The sequence below is a fragment of the Enterobacter cloacae complex sp. 2024EL-00214 genome, from assembly GCF_043945575.1.
Lineage (GTDB): Bacteria > Pseudomonadota > Gammaproteobacteria > Enterobacterales > Enterobacteriaceae > Enterobacter > Enterobacter cloacae_P.
Window position 1 is genome coordinate 248,531 of the sequence record NZ_JBIMRC010000001.1, and the last position, 16,972, is coordinate 265,502.

Here is a 16,972-nt window from a genome sequence, read left to right on the forward strand (position 1 = left end):
CAGTTGTCGCGCTCTCGCAATGGTCAGTCACAAAATGGCGCGCATCTTAGCACACTCCGGGGCAAATTACTCCGCCGTTGGGTTTGCCAGGAAACGAACCGCGCGCTTAATGTCCCGCGTGCGGGGGGCAGGCGGCAGGCTTGCCAGGAACGTCGCTCCGTATGGACGCATCACCAGCCGGTTATCGCAAATGACCAGCACACCCCGGTCATCTACATCACGGATCAGACGCCCTACCCCTTGTTTAAGGGTGATCACCGCATCCGGCAGTTGAACTTCATCGAAAGGATCGCCCCCACGCAGACGGCAGTCCTCCATTCGCGCTTTCAGCAGCGGATCGTCCGGGGAGGTAAACGGCAGTTTATCGATGATCACCAGAGAGAGCGTATCGCCGCGCACGTCCACCCCTTCCCAGAAACTACTGGTTGCTACCAGCAGGGCATTACCCGCACTGACAAACTGCTGAAGCAGTTGCCCTTTGCTGGTTTCACCCTGAAGCAGTACCGGCAGCGTCATGGTGGCACGGAACTGTTCGGCCAGATCACGCATCATGGCGTGAGAGGTGCAGAGCATAAAACAGCGACCGTTGTTGGCCTCAATCATGGGTTTCAGCATCGCCGCCAGCAGGCGCGCTGCGCCCGGCTGGTTAGGTAACGGCAGATTGCGTGGAACACAGAGCAACGCCTGTTTTTCATAATCAAACGGGCTTGGCAGGAGCAGTGATTCTGCCTGCTCAATCCCCAGACGTTCAGTAAAGTGGTGCAGATCGTCATTGACCGACAGCGTAGCGGAGGTGAATATCCAGCTCCCCGGCTTTTGCGTCATCACCTCTTTGAATTTATCTGCTACGGTCAGCGGCGTCAGGGCCAGCGTAAAATGGCGAGAGGTACATTCATACCAGTAGCTAAAGCCCGGCTGGTTGATCTCTTTTAGCCTTTTGAGCCGCCCCCGGTAGAGCGTGGCGCGCTCAAAGGCGGCATCCAGCAACGCTGAACGGCCAAGTGACAGTTTCGCCACGTCGTAGCAAAGTTCCAGAGCATCATCCAGCAATAACAACGCACGCTGGATATTGCTGTCTGCCAGTAGCTCGCGCAGATTACCCCGGTAGCCCGGTTCCCCAAGCTGCAGGCGGAAATCCTGCGCACTCTGCGCCAGGCGGTCGGCACATTTTTGCAGTTGCTGGGTGTCTTTTAATTCAGTGCGATAGGCAATGGTGAAATCTTTCGCCAGATCCTGCAGCTGACGGCTGGAAAGTGACTGACCAAAATACTGGCTGGCGATATCCGGTAGCTGGTGGGCTTCGTCAAAGATCATCACTTCCGCTTCCGGTATGAGCTCACCAAAGCCGCTGTCTTTGACCACCATATCCGCGAGGAACAGATGATGGTTAACCACCACGACATCCGCATCCATCGCGGTTTTACGTGCTTTTACCACAAAACAGTCTTTATACAGTGGGCAGTCGCTGCCAAGGCAGTTGTCGTTGGTGCTGGTGACCAGCGGCCAGGCGGGAGAATCTTCCGGCACGCTCGCGCAGGTGCTGATATCGCCCTCTTCGGTCTGATTGGCCCAGGCACGAAGAATAATGACATCGCTCAGGGTTTGCACCGGCAGGTCACCGCCCGCCAGCGCCTGCTGTTCAAGACGCTCCAGGCAAAGATAGTTAGAACGCCCCTTCAACAACGCCAGGCGACCTTTGTATTTCAGCGCTTTTGCCACCGTGGGCAAATCGCGACTGTAGAGCTGGTCCTGAAGCGCCTTTGACCCCGTAGAGATGATCACTTTCTTTTTTGCACGCAGCGCCGGGGCAAGGTATGCATAGGTTTTACCTGTACCGGTTCCGGCTTCCACCACTAGCGGCTGCGCTTTGTCGATGGCATGCGCCACGGCATGCGCCATCTGACGCTGTGGTTCACGCGGCTTAAAGCCGGGAATGGCCTGTGCTAACTGACCCTCAGGGGAAAAATCGTCTGCCACGGTGCTCTCTCACTGTATTTTTGCACAGGGATTATGTCAGCCCATCCGTCACAGTGCCACCCCAAATAGTGACGACGGGAGAACAATATGGCAGTCTTGCCGCCTGATATGAAAATAACGAGGAAACGTTTATGACGATTGTGCGCATTGATGCGGAAGCCCGCTGGTCTGATGTCGTAATTCATAACCAGACGCTCTATTACACCGGCGTGCCGGAAAATCTGGACGCAGACGCGTTCGAGCAGACGGCGAACACCCTGGCACAGATTGATAAGGTGCTGGAAAAACAGGGCAGCAATAAGTCCCGCATTCTGGATGCCACCCTTTTTCTGGCTGACAAAGCGGATTTTGCGGCGATGAACAAAGCCTGGGATGCGTGGGTGGTGGCGGGTCACGCGCCTGTACGCTGCACCGTACAGGCGACGCTGATGAAACCGGAATATAAGGTAGAGATTAAGATTATCGCGGCAGTTTAAGCCTGACCCATTAGGGCTATTTGGCTTGCCATTTTGAACCTGGGCAGTGCTCGAAATCCTCACGTACTACGTGTATGCTCCGGTTTCTCCGCGCTGTCCGTGTTCAAACTGCCTGCGCTAATAACCCTACTGGGCCAAGCTCTAAGCCCGATTATTCTTCGTCTTCATCCTCGAAACGCGCCACGATCCGCTCACCGGTATGAGTGGCGCGAAGTTCTTCCGCCACCTGGGAAATTGCCTGCCCGCTGCTCATCCCCTGGGACATCAGCTCCTGGATCCGCTCAACTGCTTTCTGCTGCTGCTCGTGGCTCAGAGAAGGTAAACCTGCAAACATTGTCAACTCCTGCTAAATTGTCTGCGCTAATTATTTCACGCTGCCCGGTAGTATGCCACACATGAACATGCGCTTCCCCACTGTTATGACCTTGCCCTGGCGTGTTGACGCCGCTGAGTTCTGGTTTGCTCGCCTGAGCCACCTTCCTTTCGCGATGCTGTTGCACTCCGGTCATGCCGACCATCCCTACAGCCGTTTTGATATTCTGGTTGCCGATCCGGTAGAAACCCTGATAACCCACGGCGGGGTGACGTCTGTTGGGACGCGTCAGTCAACGGACGATCCGCTGATGTTGCTTCAGCAGTCCATTGACGCACTGGGCTTATCCGTAAACCCGGATCCCGATCTTCCCTTCCAGGGCGGCGCTCTGGGGTTGTTCGGCTATGATTTAGGCCGTCGTTTTGAAACACTTCCCGATAATGCGCAGGACGATATCCCGCTGCCGGATATGGCAGTAGGTCTGTACGACTGGGCGTTAATTGTTGACCACCACCGGCAGGTGGTTTCCCTGCTTAGCCACTCGGATGTAAATGCACGTCTGGCCTGGCTGGAATCACAACAACCGGCTTCAGCAACAGACTTCAGCCTGACCTCGAACTGGCGTTCGAACATGACCGCGCAGGAATATGCGCAAAAGTTCTCACGCGTTCAGGCGTATCTGCAAAGCGGTGATTGCTATCAGGTCAACCTCGCCCAGCGCTTTCAGGCGACGTATCAGGGTGATGAATGGCAGGCCTTTACCCGCCTGAACGCCAGTAACAAGGCACCGTTTAGCGCGTTTTTACGTCTGGAACAGGGCGCAATCCTTAGCCTCTCGCCAGAGCGATTTATTCATCTCGCTGAAGGTACCATTCAGACCCGCCCGATCAAAGGTACGCTTCCGCGTCTGGCAGACCCTGAAGCCGATCGTCTGCAGGCGAAAAAGCTGGCCGCATCACCAAAAGACCGCGCCGAAAACCTGATGATTGTTGATCTGATGCGCAACGATATTGGCCGGGTGGCCGTGCCGGGAAGCGTGCGGGTGCCTGAACTGTTCGTGGTCGAGCCTTTCCCGGCGGTGCATCATCTGGTCAGCACCATTACCGCACAGTTGCCTGCGTCGCGTACGGCCTGCGATCTCCTGCGCGCCGCGTTTCCGGGAGGCTCCATCACCGGCGCACCCAAAGTGCGGGCGATGGAGATTATCGATGAACTCGAGCCACACCGCCGCAACGCCTGGTGCGGCAGCATTGGCTATGTCAGCCTCTGCGGTACGCTGGATACCAGCATTACCATTCGCACCCTGACCGCCTGCGCGGGCAATATTTACTGTTCTGCCGGTGGCGGAATTGTGGCGGATAGCGAAGTTCAGGCGGAATATCAGGAAACCTTTGATAAAGTTAACCGTATCCTTCAACAACTGGAGACATAACGGGTGGAGAAAGAGAACCTGACGCTGGATGATTTTCTGTCGCGTTTCCAGCTTTTGCGCCCACAGGTGAGCCGAGAAACCCTGAATCGCCGTCAGGCCGCGGTGCTTATCCCGGTGGTGCGCCGCGAACAGCCCGGGTTACTGCTGACACAGCGTTCACCGCACTTGCGCAAACACGCCGGTCAGGTTGCTTTCCCGGGGGGCGCGGTCGACAGTACCGACGCTTCGTTGATTGCTGCCGCGCTGCGTGAAGCACAGGAAGAGGTCGCGATCCCACCGGAGGTCGTCGAGATCATTGGTGTTCTGCCGCCAGTCGACAGTGTCACCGGTTTTCAGGTCACGCCGGTCGTCGGCATTATCCCCCCTGATCTTCAGTATCATGCCAGCGTCGATGAAGTCTCTGCGGTGTTTGAAATGCCGCTGGAAGAGGCTCTTCGTCTCGGGCGCTATCACCCTCTGGACATTCAGCGACGAGGTCATGCACACCGGGTCTGGTTGTCCTGGTATCAGCATTATTTTGTCTGGGGCATGACGGCAGGCATCATTCGTGAACTGGCGCTGCAAATCGGCCTGAAGCCTTGACTATACTTTACATTCGCGAATTTAACGTAAGTTTGCGAGGTGCGTCTCAACATTAGTAAATCAGGGGTTATCCATTAGTTTAATTCATGTGAATAGTCAAGCCGAGGTCGATGTTCCCTCTTACACTATGCGCAGTTATAACATCGTTACTGGAAACCCGGTAACCCTGTCAGGAGTGTGAAAGTGATTAGTATATTCGACATGTTCAAAGTGGGAATTGGCCCTTCGTCTTCCCATACTGTAGGCCCGATGAAGGCCGGTAAACAGTTCGTCGATGATCTGGTCGAAAAAGGATTACTGGAAAGCGTTACCCGTGTTGCCGTGGATGTTTACGGCTCGCTGTCATTAACGGGTAAAGGCCACCACACCGATATCGCCATTATTATGGGTCTGGCGGGCAACATGCCGGACACCGTTGATATTGATGCCATTCCGGCATTCATCCGCGACGTGGAAACGCGCGGTCGCCTGCTGCTTGCAAACGGCCAGCGCGAAGTGGATTTCCCGCAGGATGATGGCATGCGTTTTCGCAGCGACAACCTGCCGCTGCACGAAAACGGGATGACCATCCACGCGTTTAACGGCGAAAAAGAGATTTACAGCAAAACCTACTACTCCATTGGCGGTGGCTTCATTGTTGATGAAGAGCACTTTGGCAAAGAGAGCGTGGGCGACGTCAGCGTGCCGTATCCGTTTAAATCGGCCACCGAGATGCTGGGTTATTGCAAAGAGAGCGGCCTGTCGCTTTCCGGCATGGTGATGCAAAACGAACTGGCACTGCACAGCAAAAAAGAAATTGAAGACTATTTTGCTAACGTGTGGCAGACCATGCGCGCCTGTATCGACCGCGGTATGAACACCGAAGGAGTGTTACCTGGGCCACTGCGCGTGCCGCGTCGCGCCTCTGCGCTGCGTCGTATGCTGGTGACAACGGACAAATTCTCCAACGACCCTATGAACGTGGTCGACTGGGTGAACATGTTTGCCCTTGCGGTTAACGAAGAAAACGCCGCCGGTGGCCGTGTGGTAACTGCGCCTACCAACGGCGCATGCGGTATCGTTCCGGCGGTACTGGCCTATTACGATCACTTTATTGAGCCTGTCAGCCCGGATATTTACATCCGTTACTTCCTGGCAGCGGGTGCGATTGGCGCGCTGTACAAAATGAACGCATCCATCTCTGGCGCAGAAGTCGGCTGCCAGGGCGAAGTGGGCGTGGCGTGTTCTATGGCAGCAGCTGGCCTTGCAGAACTGCTGGGTGCAAGCCCGGAGCAGGTCTGTGTGGCGGCGGAAATCGGTATGGAACATAACCTCGGTCTGACCTGCGACCCGGTTGCAGGCCAGGTACAGGTACCGTGTATTGAGCGTAACGCTATTGCCTCAGTGAAAGCGATCAACGCCTCTCGTATGGCAATGCGCCGTACCAGCGAACCTCGCGTATCGCTGGATAAGGTTATCGAAACCATGTACGAAACCGGCAAGGACATGAACGCGAAGTACCGCGAAACGTCACGCGGTGGTCTGGCCATTAAGGTGCAGTGCGACTAATACTTCCTTTCGCCCATCTGCAACGGATGGGCGATATTACCTCTCACGTCTCGTCTCCTTCCTCTTTCCCCACTACACTTTCTCTATTGCTTCCGGCTTTTGGGGCTGGTAGCGCATAGAGCGACCGTTCATGCAAAATGCACAAACGATCATTAAAAACTATCGCCGAAAACGCGTTATCGTCTGTGTGACGGTTGCGCTCCTTACGCTCATCCTGACGTTAGGTATTCGTTTTGTTTCACAGCGTAATGCCAATCAGGAGCGGATCCTCGATTTTGCCAGCTATACCGTTCGCTCTCTCGATAACGTGCTGCTTTCATTAGAACGCCGCCGGAATCTTCTGCAAACGCTGGTGGGTGAACCTTGCCCGCAGGTGCATCTGGTTTTGCGAAAACAGGCCGCCATTTTGCAGACCGTTCGCTCCATCGCGCTGATTAAAGACGGGATCCTGTACTGCTCCAGTATTTTCGGCAGCCGTAATGTCCTCGTGCGTGATTTTCAACCGGTCTTACCTGCCAGTAAGCCAAAACTGATTTTGTCGACCGACCAGTGGCTGCTCAAAGGCAGCCCCATTCTGATTCAGTGGACCCCGATTTCCCCGAGCGGTGAAGATGGCGTGATGGAGATCGTCAATATTGATCTCATCACCAGAATGATACTCGAGCCACAGACCCCGCTGATTACCGACGTGGTGCTGACCGTGGGCGATCATTATCTGCGCTATGGTCAACAGGTCACGGAAACCCTGAACTTTGATGACGGAGATTCGCTTCTGGAGAAGGCGTCGACACACTATCCCTTCTCCATTACGGTCAGCGGGCCAGGCCCTGGTGAAATGGCGTTAATCAACCTGCCAACGCAGTTACCGCTGGGGTTAATGCTGAGCCTGCTGCTGGGCTATATCGCCTGGCTGGCAACTGCGCGCCGCATGAGCTTCACGTGGGAAATTAACATGGGGATCGCGGCACGGGAATTTGAACTTTTTTGCCAGCCGCTGGTGAATGCCCGTACCCAGGACTGCATCGGCGTCGAGATCCTGTTGCGCTGGCATAACCCGCGACAGGGCTGGATCTCACCGGAAGTGTTTATTCCCCTGGCAGAAGAACATAACCTGATTGTTCCTCTGACACGCTACGTCATCACGGAGACCGTGCGTCAGATTGGTTATTTTCCGGCCTCAAACAGTTTTCAGATCGGGATAAACGTGGCTGCCAGCCACTTCCGCCGCGCCACCCTGTTGCAGGATCTGAACCGCGCCTGGTTCAGCGCAAAACCCACTCAACAGCTGGTTATTGAACTGACCGAACGCGACGACCTGCTCGACGTCGATTACCGCATTGTTCGGGAGTTGCATCGCGAAGGCGTGAAACTGGCGATTGATGATTTTGGTACCGGGAACAGTTCACTTTCCTGGCTCGAAAAACTCCATCCTGACGTGTTGAAAATTGACAAATCATTCACCACGGCAATTGGTACCGATGCCGTGAACTCGACGGTAACGGACATTATTATTGCGCTGGGTCAGCGGTTGAATATTGAGCTGGTTGCGGAAGGGGTCGAAACAGAGGAACAGTCGCGGTATTTACGCCGACACGGCGTGCATAACCTGCAGGGATTTTTTTATGCGCGACCAATGCCGCTACGGGAATTTCCAAAATGGCTGGCGGAGAGTTCCCCCCCGCCAGCGCACCACAATGGACACATCGTGCCCTTAATGCCGTTGCGTTAAGAAGACTTACTCGTCTTCGTCGTGTGCCGATTGCTCTTTAACAATACGCACCATATCAACGCGATAATCGTTCGCTTCAACAATGGTAATGTGCAAAGGTGGCAGGTCGATCACGTCACCGGTACGCGGGATTTGCCCGTTAACGGAAATCACCAGCCCTGCAACGGTGGCAATGTCTTCATCATCATTGATGACGTTTTCCAGCCCCAGCGTATGCGAGAGCGCGTGCAGGTCGGTCGTTCCCTTCACCAGCCAGCCTTCGCCGTCGGCCACAATTTCTGGCGTTTCGTCTGCATCCGGGAATTCACCGGCAATCGCTTCAAGCACGTCCAGCGGCGTGACCAGCCCCTGCACCACACCAAACTCGTTGGTGACGATGACGAAGCTCCCGCGAGCGCGGCGCAGTACGCCCAGCAGATTGATCGGATCCAGCGTTTCCGGCACCACAATTGCTGGTGATGCGGCCGCGATGGCTTCCACGTTGACGCCCTCTTCCAGCGCCACCAGCAGCTCTTTCGCACGCACCACGCCGATTATCTCATCCAGCTCACCACGACACACCGGGAACAGACTGTGAGGTGAAGAGAGCAGTTGCTGACGGATTTCACTGACGCTCAGGTTGGCATCTACCCAGCTAATTTCACCGCGCGGGGTCATGATACCGCGCAGCGAACGGGAGGCCAGTGAGAGCACGCCGTTGATCATGTAGCGTTCTTCTTCAACGAACGCCCCTTCAGGGACCGGAACCGGGTTACGGCTTTCGTTATCGGACTGTACGGTCACCTGACGACGGCCACCCATCAGGCGCAGAATGGCATCCGCCGTACGGGCACGCAGCGGCTGATTCGATTGCTGCTTAATGAAGTTACGGCGCGCAATCTGGTTAAACAGCTCGATAAGGATCGAGAAGCCAATCGCGGCATACAGGTAACCTTTCGGAATATGGAAGCCAAAACCTTCCGCGACCAGGCTCAGACCAATCATCAGCAGGAAGCTCAGACACAGCACCACGACCGTTGGATGTTGGTTCACGAAACGCGTCAGCGGCTTCGAGGCCAGCAACATCATCGCCATCGCAATCACTACGGCTGCCATCATCACTGGCAGGTGGTTCACCATACCCACCGCCGTGATCACCGCATCCAGCGAGAAGACGGCATCAAGCACCACGATCTGCAATACAACCACCCAGAAGCTGGCATACCCCTTACCGTGACCATCATCGTGCTGTCTGTTTTCCAGCCGTTCGTGCAGTTCGGTTGTGGCCTTGAACAGCAGGAATATCCCCCCCAGCAGCATGATCAAATCGCGGCCAGAGAAGGTGAAATCCATGACGGAAAAAAGCGGTTTCGTCAGCGTCACCATCCACGAGATGACGGACAACAGTGCCAGTCGCATGAACAATGCCAGCGAGAGACCGATCAGACGCGCTTTATCACGTTGTTTTGGCGGAAGTTTATCCGCAAGGATGGCAATAAACACCAGGTTATCGATGCCGAGAACAATCTCCAGCACCACCAGCGTGAGCAATCCTACCCAGATTGACGGGTCCATTAAGAATTCCATGACAAGCTCCTGCTAAAGGAATGACAAAACGGTGCCCCAATCGGCATGGGCAAATCAATGGTAGACAGCGTTGAAACGTGGCGAGGATCGCCGGTGAAAGAGGCGCAGAACGGCCTGAAAGATGACTGACGTCGGTGACGGTCCATATAGTGGGCTGCTGCCCTATACTCCTGAATAGATAAACGGAGGCTAAACATATCAGAGACAATAATCTTTTGGCAAAGATTTACTTTTTTTTGCAAGAACGCGTCAAAAGACTAAATTTTCGTCGCGTATTTTCTGTGTTTCGAAAGCTAAATTACGGATCTTCATCACATAAATTATTCTTTCACTGTCTAAAATAATTCGCGGAAGTCTTAGTTTATTTAACGATAACCCTTATCTGAATCGATTCGGTTCGCCAGATGCGATTCTCAGTACGACTGCCTGGCAGACGTATTAATGATAATAAAAGGAGGTAGCAAGTGACCATTGCTATTGTCATAGGCACACATGGTTGGGCTGCAGAGCAGTTAATCAAGACGGCAGAGATGCTGTTGGGCGAGCAGGAAAACGTCGGCTGGATCGATTTCGTTCCGGGTGAAAATGCCGAAACGTTGATTGTGAAGTACACCGCTCAACTTGAGAAGCTGGATACCAGCAAAGGCGTGCTGTTTCTCGTTGATACATGGGGCGGCAGTCCGTTTAACGCTGCCAGCCGCATTGTCGTCGATAAAGAGCATTACGAAGTCGTCGCCGGGGTGAACATTCCTATGCTGGTGGAAACCTTCATGGCGCGTGACGATAACCCGAGCTTCGATGAGCTGGTCGCACTGGCTGTCGAGACGGGTCGCGAAGGCGTGAAAGCGCTGAAAGCACAACCGGTTGAAAAACCTGCACCTGCTGCCGTGGCACCAAAGGCCGCAGAACCTGCAAAACCAATGGGCCCGAACGATTATATGGTCATTGGCCTTGCACGTATCGATGACCGTCTGATCCACGGCCAGGTCGCTACGCGCTGGACCAAAGAAACCAACGTTCGCCGCATTATCGTCGTCAGCGACGAAGTGGCCGCCGACACCGTACGTAAAACCCTTCTGACCCAGGTTGCACCACCGGGCGTGACCGCGCACGTTGTGGATGTCGCTAAAATGATCCGCGTTTATAACAACCCGAAATATGCGGGTGAGCGCGTGATGCTTCTGTTCACAAACCCGACAGACGTCGAGCGCATTGTTGAAGGCGGCGTGAAAATCACCTCCGTTAACATTGGTGGTATGGCTTTCCGTCAGGGCAAAACGCAGGTCAACAACGCGATTTCAGTCGATGAAAAAGATATCGAAGCATTCAACAAGCTGAATGCACGCGGTATTGAGCTGGAAGCCCGTAAGGTTTCCACAGATCAGAAACTGAAAATGATGGATTTGATCGGCAAAGTGGGGAAATAAGCCCGCGCCGGTTTTTCACATAAAGATTATGCAATAGGAGAAGTACAATGGAGATTACCACTCTTCAGATTGTGCTGGTGTTCGTCGTCGCATGTATTGCGGGTATGGAATCCGTACTTGATGAATTTCAGTTCCACCGTCCGCTGGTGGCCTGTACGTTGATTGGTGCCGTACTCGGTGATATGAAAACCGGTATCATCATCGGTGGTACCCTGGAAATGATCGCCCTCGGCTGGATGAACATCGGTGCGGCAGTTGCGCCAGATGCTGCTCTGGCATCCATTATTTCAACCGTTCTGGTTATTGCCGGTCACCAAAGTATCGGTGCGGGTATTGCGCTGGCAATCCCACTGGCTGCTGCAGGCCAGGTATTGACCATCATCGTTCGTACTATCACCGTTGCCTTCCAGCACGCGGCAGATAAGGCGGCCGAAAATGGCAACCTCACGGCACTTTCCTGGATCCACGTCTCGTCCCTGTTCCTGCAGGCGATGCGTATCGCCATTCCGGCGGTTATCGTTGCCATCTCTGTCGGCACCAGTGAAGTACAGAGCATGCTGAACGCCATTCCAGAAGTCGTCACCGGCGGTCTGAACATTGCGGGCGGCATGATTGTGGTAGTTGGTTACGCAATGGTCATCAACATGATGCGTGCAGGCTACCTGATGCCATTCTTCTACCTTGGCTTCGTTACCGCTGCGTTCACCAACTTCAACCTGGTTGCTCTGGGTGTGATTGGTGCGGTTATGGCGATTCTCTACATCCAGCTCAGCCCGAAATATAACCGCGTTGCGGGTGCCCCAGCGCAGGCTGCTGGTAATAACTCCCTCGATAACGAACTGGACTAGCAGGTGAGCGAAATGGTTGATATGACAAAAAATACCACTGAGAAAAAACTCACTCCGGGTGATATTCGTGGCGTGTTCATCCGTTCTAACCTGTTTCAGGGTTCATGGAACTTCGAACGTATGCAGGCGCTGGGCTTCTGTTTCTCTATGGTACCGGCCATCAAACGCCTGTATCCAGAGAACAACGAAGCACGTCGTCAGGCGATTAAGCGTCACCTGGAATTCTTCAACACCCACCCTTACGTTGCGGCCCCAGTTCTGGGTGTAACGCTGGCAATGGAAGAGCAGCGTGCAAACGGCGCAGAGATTGACGATGGTGCGATAAACGGTATCAAAGTTGGTCTGATGGGGCCGCTGGCAGGCGTCGGCGACCCTATCTTCTGGGGTACGGTTCGTCCGGTATTTGCGGCACTGGGTGCCGGTATCGCGATGAGCGGCAGCCTGCTCGGCCCTCTGCTGTTCTTCATCCTGTTCAACGCAGTACGTCTGCTGACCCGTTACTACGGCGTAGCTTATGGCTACCGTAAAGGTGTGGACATCGTTAAGGACATGGGCGGTGGCTTCCTGCAAAAACTGACTGAGGGGGCGTCAATCCTCGGCCTGTTTGTCATGGGGGCACTGGTTAACAAATGGACGCACGTGAACATCCCGCTGGTGGTGTCGACCATTACCGGTCAGGATGGACAAACCCGCGTGACCACCGTGCAGACCATCCTGGATCAGTTGATGCCGGGTCTGGTGCCGCTGCTGCTGACCTTCGCCTGCATGTGGTTACTGCGTAAGAAAGTTAACCCACTGTGGATCATCGTTGGCTTCTTCATCATCGGTATCGTAGGCTACGCTGTCGGCCTGCTGGGTCTGTAAGACAACCCTAAATAATTCGAGTTGCAGCCAACGCACATGCAACCTGAAGTATGACGGGCTATACACCGGGGGCTTGCCCCCGGTCTTTTTATCTGGAGGATGAATGACTGTCACGGACATCGTACTGGTTTTGTTTATTGTTGCCCTTCTGGCTTACGCTATCTATGACGAGTTCATCATGCCCCACCGCCACGGCGAAACGCTGCTCTCCCTGCCCCTTTTACGCCGCGGACGCGTTGATGCGTTTATCTTCGCGGGTCTGATAGTCATTCTGATTTACAATAATGTCACCAGCCACGGTGCAATATTAACCACATGGTTATTATGTGCGCTGGCATTAATGGCGATTTATCTGTTCTGGATCCGCACACCCAAAGTCATTTTTAAAAGCCGTGGCTTTTTCTTCGCCAATGTATGGGTAGAATATAACCGCATCAGCGAGATGAATTTATCGGAAGATGGTGTGCTGGTAATGCAATTAGAACAACGCCGCCTGCTTATCCGGGTCAAAAACATTGACGACCTGGAAAAAATATACAAATTACTCGTTAAAACTCAATGAGTTGAATTCATAGCACTGGCTATATATTGTGTTTATTCCACGCAAAAAAAATATAGCCAAAGCTATATTTTGTCATTTTAAAACTCATATTTGTTAACGATATTCTCACGCTTAAATCTAAATGAAAACCGTTATCAATAAGAGAGCAGAATAATACCCTCCGGTTGTTGTTTTATATTCTCAAAATATGTTAAGGTTGCGCCCGTCGTTGGGGAGTAGCTGATTTCCTGTCCGCAGGAAATGTACGTGTCAACATACTCGTTGAAAAACGTGGCGCGTACGGATCGCTTTCAGTGCATTTATGTGCAAAGCGGTCAGGCGAGACCATAGATACATCAACTGCTGTTTACTGGGGGCAGTGATGTGTCATATGGATATCTCCCGGTCTGGACGCTTTTATGAATATCTCTGCAACTGTTCTTCTTGCCTTCGGCATGTCTATGGATGCATTTGCTGCTTCCATCGGTAAAGGTGCCACACTCCACAAACCTAAATTTTCTGAAGCCCTGCGTACTGGCTTGATCTTTGGTGCCATTGAAACGCTGACGCCGCTTATCGGTTGGGGGCTTGGCATGCTGGCCAGTCAGTTTGTGCTGGAGTGGAACCACTGGATCGCCTTTGTGCTGCTGGTATTCCTCGGCGGTCGAATGATCATCGAAGGTTTGCGCGGTAACAGTGATGACGATGAGGAGCCACTGCACCGCCACGGTTTCTGGCTACTGGTGACCACGGCGATTGCCACCAGCCTTGACGCAATGGCTGTGGGTGTCGGTCTGGCGTTCCTGCAGGTGAATATCATCGCCACCGCGTTGGCCATTGGCTGCGCGACGCTGATCATGTCGACGTTGGGAATAATGGTGGGTCGGTTTATCGGCCCGCTGCTGGGTAAGCGAGCCGAGATCCTGGGCGGTATTGTGTTGATTGGTATTGGTGCCCAAATTCTCTGGGCACACTTCGCAGGTTAAACTTCGCGCTGCCAGCAATGGATACTGAAATCCGTCTGGCAGCGAAACTCTGTCTGTTGTGCCAACGTTTCCCACACCTCGGGTTTGGCCCGCCACGCAAACGGCGTCATTTGCAACAACGCCACGGCCTCATCCCCTTTCAGGTTCATTTCATACGCCACAGACTGTTCCTGTTTCAGCGTAAAGCCCGCCAGTTGCTCTGAGTGAGGCGCATGCAGGCGCACTTCATCGTAGATCAACCCTTTCAGTTCCATCAGATGACGTGGGCCAGGCGTGACGGTGATAACCCATCCACCTGGTTTCACGACGCGTGCCAGCTCCTCTGCCTTACAGGGTGCATAGATACGCACAACCGCATCCATGCTGGTATCGTCAAACGGCAACCGGTGGCTGGATGCCACACAGAACGTCACCGCAGAATAGCGCTTTGCCGCTGCGCGAATAGCCACTTTCGACACATCCAGACCGTATGTTTCGCCCCCCTTTTCACCCGCAACCTCTGCAAACGTTGCCGTGTAGTAACCTTCGCCACAGCCGATATCCAGCACGGCACAGGCATTGTCAGCCAGGTTATCACCCAGCATCTGCGCAACGGTATCCCTGAGCGGCTGATAGTGCCCGGCATCCAGAAACGCGCGACGCGCCTGCATCATGTCAGCGCTGTCTCCCGGGTCGCGGGAGCGTTTATGTTGCACGGGCAGAAGATTCACGTACCCTTCTTTCGCCATATCAAACTGGTGCCCCTGTGGACAGGTAAAACTTTTCTCAGAGCGCGTCAACCGCGCGTGGCAAAGGGGACAGCTGAAAGACATGGTGACTCCGGGGCATTCATCAAAGGGCGAAAGTGTACCGCTATTCGCCCCGGTTATAAACGCCTGGGTTAACGCATAACGATAAGGTGATCGGAGTCCGCCGCTAAGCCGTCAGGTTTAACATTTTCCAGACGCAGAACGTTACCCATAATCTCGCTGAAAACGGGTGCGGAAACGGCACCACCGTAGTAATCCCCGTTTTTCGGATCGTTGATCACCACCACCAGTGCAAAATGTGGATCGCTGGCTGGCGCAACGCCGGCAGTATAGGCGACATACTTATCAACATACTTGCCGTCATCACCAATTTTTTTCGCCGTACCGGTTTTAACCGCGACACGATAGTCGCGAACAGCCGCCTTTATGCCGCCGCCGCCAGGTAGCGCAACGCTCTCCATCATGTGTTCCACTTCATGAGCAATCTCTTCCGGCATCACTCTGTGCCCGATAACCGGTGGATCGATGCGTGTGATCGAGAGGGGACGCTCAAGGCCATAGCTGCCGATGGTCGCGTAGACATGCGCCAGCTGAAGCGGTGTCACCATTAAGCCGTAGCCAAAAGCGAAGGTAGCCCTGTCAAGCTGGCTCCAGAACTTGCGCTGTGGTAATAGCCCTGAGCTTTCTCCCGTCAGACCCAGTCCGGTATTGGTGCCAAATCCAAAATTTCTGTAGGTATCAAGCAGATGCTGAATTGGCATGGCGAGAGAGAGGCGAGATACGCCGGTATCGCTCGATTTTTGCAGGATCCCGGTCATTGTCAGTTCGGGATAGTAGCCGACGTCGCGGATACGGTGACCATCAAGCGTATACGGATGAGTGTCGATTACGCTGTCCGGCTGCACCAGCCCCTGCTGTAATGCGGTCATGAGCACGAGCGGCTTGACGGTCGAGCCAGGTTCGAAGGTATCGCTAATCGCACGATTGCGAAAATCGTTTAACGTCGCCCCTTCACGATTATTCGGGTTAAAATCCGGGTAGCTCGCCATCGCGAGAATTTCACCCGTCTGGATATTAATTAAAACCGATGCGCCCGACTCAGCTTTATTCCATGCCACTGCATTATCGAGTGCATCTTCAGTGATGGTTTGCAGGCGTTCATCAATACTCAGCTGGATAGTATGTGCAGGGACGGGTGAAATTTCGGTCAGGTTCTCAACCACCCGTCCGTAACGGTCTTCCCTTACCTGTCTCACCCCCGCCTTACCCATAAGTTGAGTGTTAAAACTTTTCTCTACACCTTCAATACCCTGCCCATCAATATTGGTGAAACCAATAAGGTTCGCCGCAATGTGTCCGGCCGGATAAAAACGACGGGACTCATCGCGTAAATTAATACCCGGTAAATTCAGCTTATCTATCCACTGTGCCTGAGAAGGATCGACCTGACGCGCGAGGTAGATAAATCGCCCCTGCGGGTTGTTGTTAATCCGCGATGAAAGCGTGCCAAGAGAGAGATGCAACGCATTCGCCAGAGCCTGCCAGCGATCATCAAAACCTACACCGCCTTTTGCCAGCACCGTTTTTGGGTCAGCCCATACGGCCCTGACCGGCACACTCACCGCCAGTGGTCGCCCCTCGCGATCGACAATCATCCCACGCGGGGCGTCGATCTCGACTTCACGCAGCGAACGCATGTCTTCCTGCTTAACCAGATTGTCTGGTTTAACAATTTGTAGCCAGGCAACACGTCCCAGCAAAAACGCCAGACTACAAAAAATGGCAAAACACAGCAGAGCAAAACGCACCGGGGTAAAATTTCCGGTGGTCGGTATCGTTTTCTTTTTCACCTGAACCCCAGGACTGTTAAACAACGCCCTGATTTAACGGGAAAAGCGGATATAAAGGAGGGAAAACAGTGCTACTAATCTCGC

16 protein-coding genes are annotated in these 16,972 nt (G+C 53.8%); 10 read left to right on the top strand and 6 right to left on the bottom strand.

From position 1 onward, the window contains the following. Positions 1 to 66 precede the first annotated feature (66 nt). Entirely contained in the window at positions 67 to 1,977 is a 1,911-nt protein-coding gene (locus ACHHZ6_RS01150; RefSeq protein ID WP_182271769.1) for an ATP-dependent DNA helicase, read from the bottom strand. A gap of 131 nt (positions 1,978 to 2,108) precedes the next feature. Between ACHHZ6_RS01150 and ACHHZ6_RS01155 the strand changes: the two genes are divergently transcribed. Then, on the top strand, positions 2,109 to 2,453 hold the full coding sequence (locus ACHHZ6_RS01155; protein WP_182271770.1) for a RidA family protein: 345 nt from the start codon (positions 2,109 to 2,111) through the stop codon (positions 2,451 to 2,453). Positions 2,454 to 2,604: 151 nt separating this feature from the next. Here the strand turns inward: ACHHZ6_RS01155 and ACHHZ6_RS01160 are convergent, their stop codons facing one another. Further along, a complete protein-coding gene (locus ACHHZ6_RS01160; protein ID WP_008500497.1) occupies positions 2,605 to 2,787 on the bottom strand; it encodes a YoaH family protein in 183 nt (60 codons plus the stop codon). Between the two features lie 61 nt (positions 2,788 to 2,848). On the opposite strand from ACHHZ6_RS01160, the gene pabB reads away from it, so the two are divergent. From pabB to ACHHZ6_RS01180, 4 genes are all read left to right on the top strand, one after another. After that, the gene (pabB, locus tag ACHHZ6_RS01165; protein ID WP_395121670.1) at positions 2,849 to 4,198 is read left to right on the top strand and encodes an aminodeoxychorismate synthase component 1; all 1,350 of its coding nucleotides are present in this window, start codon (positions 2,849 to 2,851) and stop codon (positions 4,196 to 4,198) included. A gap of 3 nt (positions 4,199 to 4,201) precedes the next feature. After that, positions 4,202 to 4,780, top strand: coding sequence for a CoA pyrophosphatase (locus tag ACHHZ6_RS01170; protein WP_182271772.1), 579 nt, complete (start codon positions 4,202 to 4,204; stop codon positions 4,778 to 4,780). A 183-nt stretch (positions 4,781 to 4,963) separates the two neighbouring features. Beyond that, entirely contained in the window at positions 4,964 to 6,328 is a 1,365-nt protein-coding gene (gene sdaA / locus ACHHZ6_RS01175) for an L-serine ammonia-lyase (RefSeq protein ID WP_182271773.1), read from the top strand. Between the two features lie 130 nt (positions 6,329 to 6,458). Next, complete coding sequence (locus tag ACHHZ6_RS01180) at positions 6,459 to 8,057, top strand: EAL domain-containing protein (protein ID WP_395121607.1); 1,599 nt, start codon at positions 6,459 to 6,461, stop codon at positions 8,055 to 8,057. Between the two features lie 6 nt (positions 8,058 to 8,063). Here ACHHZ6_RS01180 and yoaE read toward each other — a convergent pair whose 3' ends face one another. Further along, positions 8,064 to 9,623 carry a CNNM family cation transport protein YoaE gene (gene yoaE / locus ACHHZ6_RS01185; protein ID WP_182919892.1) on the bottom strand — a complete coding sequence of 520 codons (1,560 nt, stop codon included), beginning with the start codon at positions 9,621 to 9,623 and terminating at the stop codon, positions 8,064 to 8,066. Beyond that, complete coding sequence (locus ACHHZ6_RS01190) at positions 9,611 to 9,820, bottom strand: protein YoaL (protein WP_395121671.1); 210 nt, start codon at positions 9,818 to 9,820, stop codon at positions 9,611 to 9,613. The genes yoaE and ACHHZ6_RS01190 overlap by 13 nt, the downstream gene beginning before the upstream one ends. Positions 9,821 to 10,087: 267 nt before the next feature. Between ACHHZ6_RS01190 and manX the strand changes: the two genes are divergently transcribed. From manX to mntP, 5 genes are all read left to right on the top strand, one after another. Further along, positions 10,088 to 11,050: a PTS mannose transporter subunit IIAB gene (gene manX, locus ACHHZ6_RS01195; protein WP_182271776.1), complete on the top strand. Its 963-nt coding sequence runs from the start codon at positions 10,088 to 10,090 to the stop codon at positions 11,048 to 11,050. Positions 11,051 to 11,097: 47 nt separating this feature from the next. Further along, on the top strand, positions 11,098 to 11,898 hold the full coding sequence (locus ACHHZ6_RS01200) for a PTS mannose/fructose/sorbose transporter subunit IIC (protein WP_182271777.1): 801 nt from the start codon (positions 11,098 to 11,100) through the stop codon (positions 11,896 to 11,898). Between the two features lie 12 nt (positions 11,899 to 11,910). Next, positions 11,911 to 12,762 (top strand): PTS mannose transporter subunit IID, encoded by an 852-nt coding sequence (locus ACHHZ6_RS01205; protein WP_182271778.1) that lies wholly within the window; start codon positions 11,911 to 11,913, stop codon positions 12,760 to 12,762. 103 nt (positions 12,763 to 12,865) lie between these two features. Further along, positions 12,866 to 13,324 (top strand): DUF986 family protein, encoded by a 459-nt coding sequence (locus ACHHZ6_RS01210; RefSeq protein ID WP_182271779.1) that lies wholly within the window; start codon positions 12,866 to 12,868, stop codon positions 13,322 to 13,324. A gap of 398 nt (positions 13,325 to 13,722) precedes the next feature. Next, a complete protein-coding gene (mntP, locus tag ACHHZ6_RS01215; RefSeq protein ID WP_182271780.1) occupies positions 13,723 to 14,289 on the top strand; it encodes a manganese efflux pump MntP in 567 nt (188 codons plus the stop codon). Here mntP and rlmA read toward each other — a convergent pair. Together rlmA and ftsI are read right to left on the bottom strand one after the other, a co-directional pair. Beyond that, positions 14,286 to 15,101, bottom strand: a complete 816-nt coding sequence (gene rlmA / locus ACHHZ6_RS01220; protein ID WP_395121611.1) for a 23S rRNA (guanine(745)-N(1))-methyltransferase — start codon at positions 15,099 to 15,101, stop codon at positions 14,286 to 14,288. The two genes, mntP and rlmA, sit on opposite strands and share 4 nt — an antisense overlap. A 68-nt stretch (positions 15,102 to 15,169) precedes the next feature. Continuing rightward, the gene (gene ftsI / locus ACHHZ6_RS01225; RefSeq protein WP_182271782.1) at positions 15,170 to 16,888 is read right to left on the bottom strand and encodes a peptidoglycan glycosyltransferase FtsI; all 1,719 of its coding nucleotides are present in this window, start codon (positions 16,886 to 16,888) and stop codon (positions 15,170 to 15,172) included. Between the last annotated feature and the right edge of the window lie 84 nt (positions 16,889 to 16,972).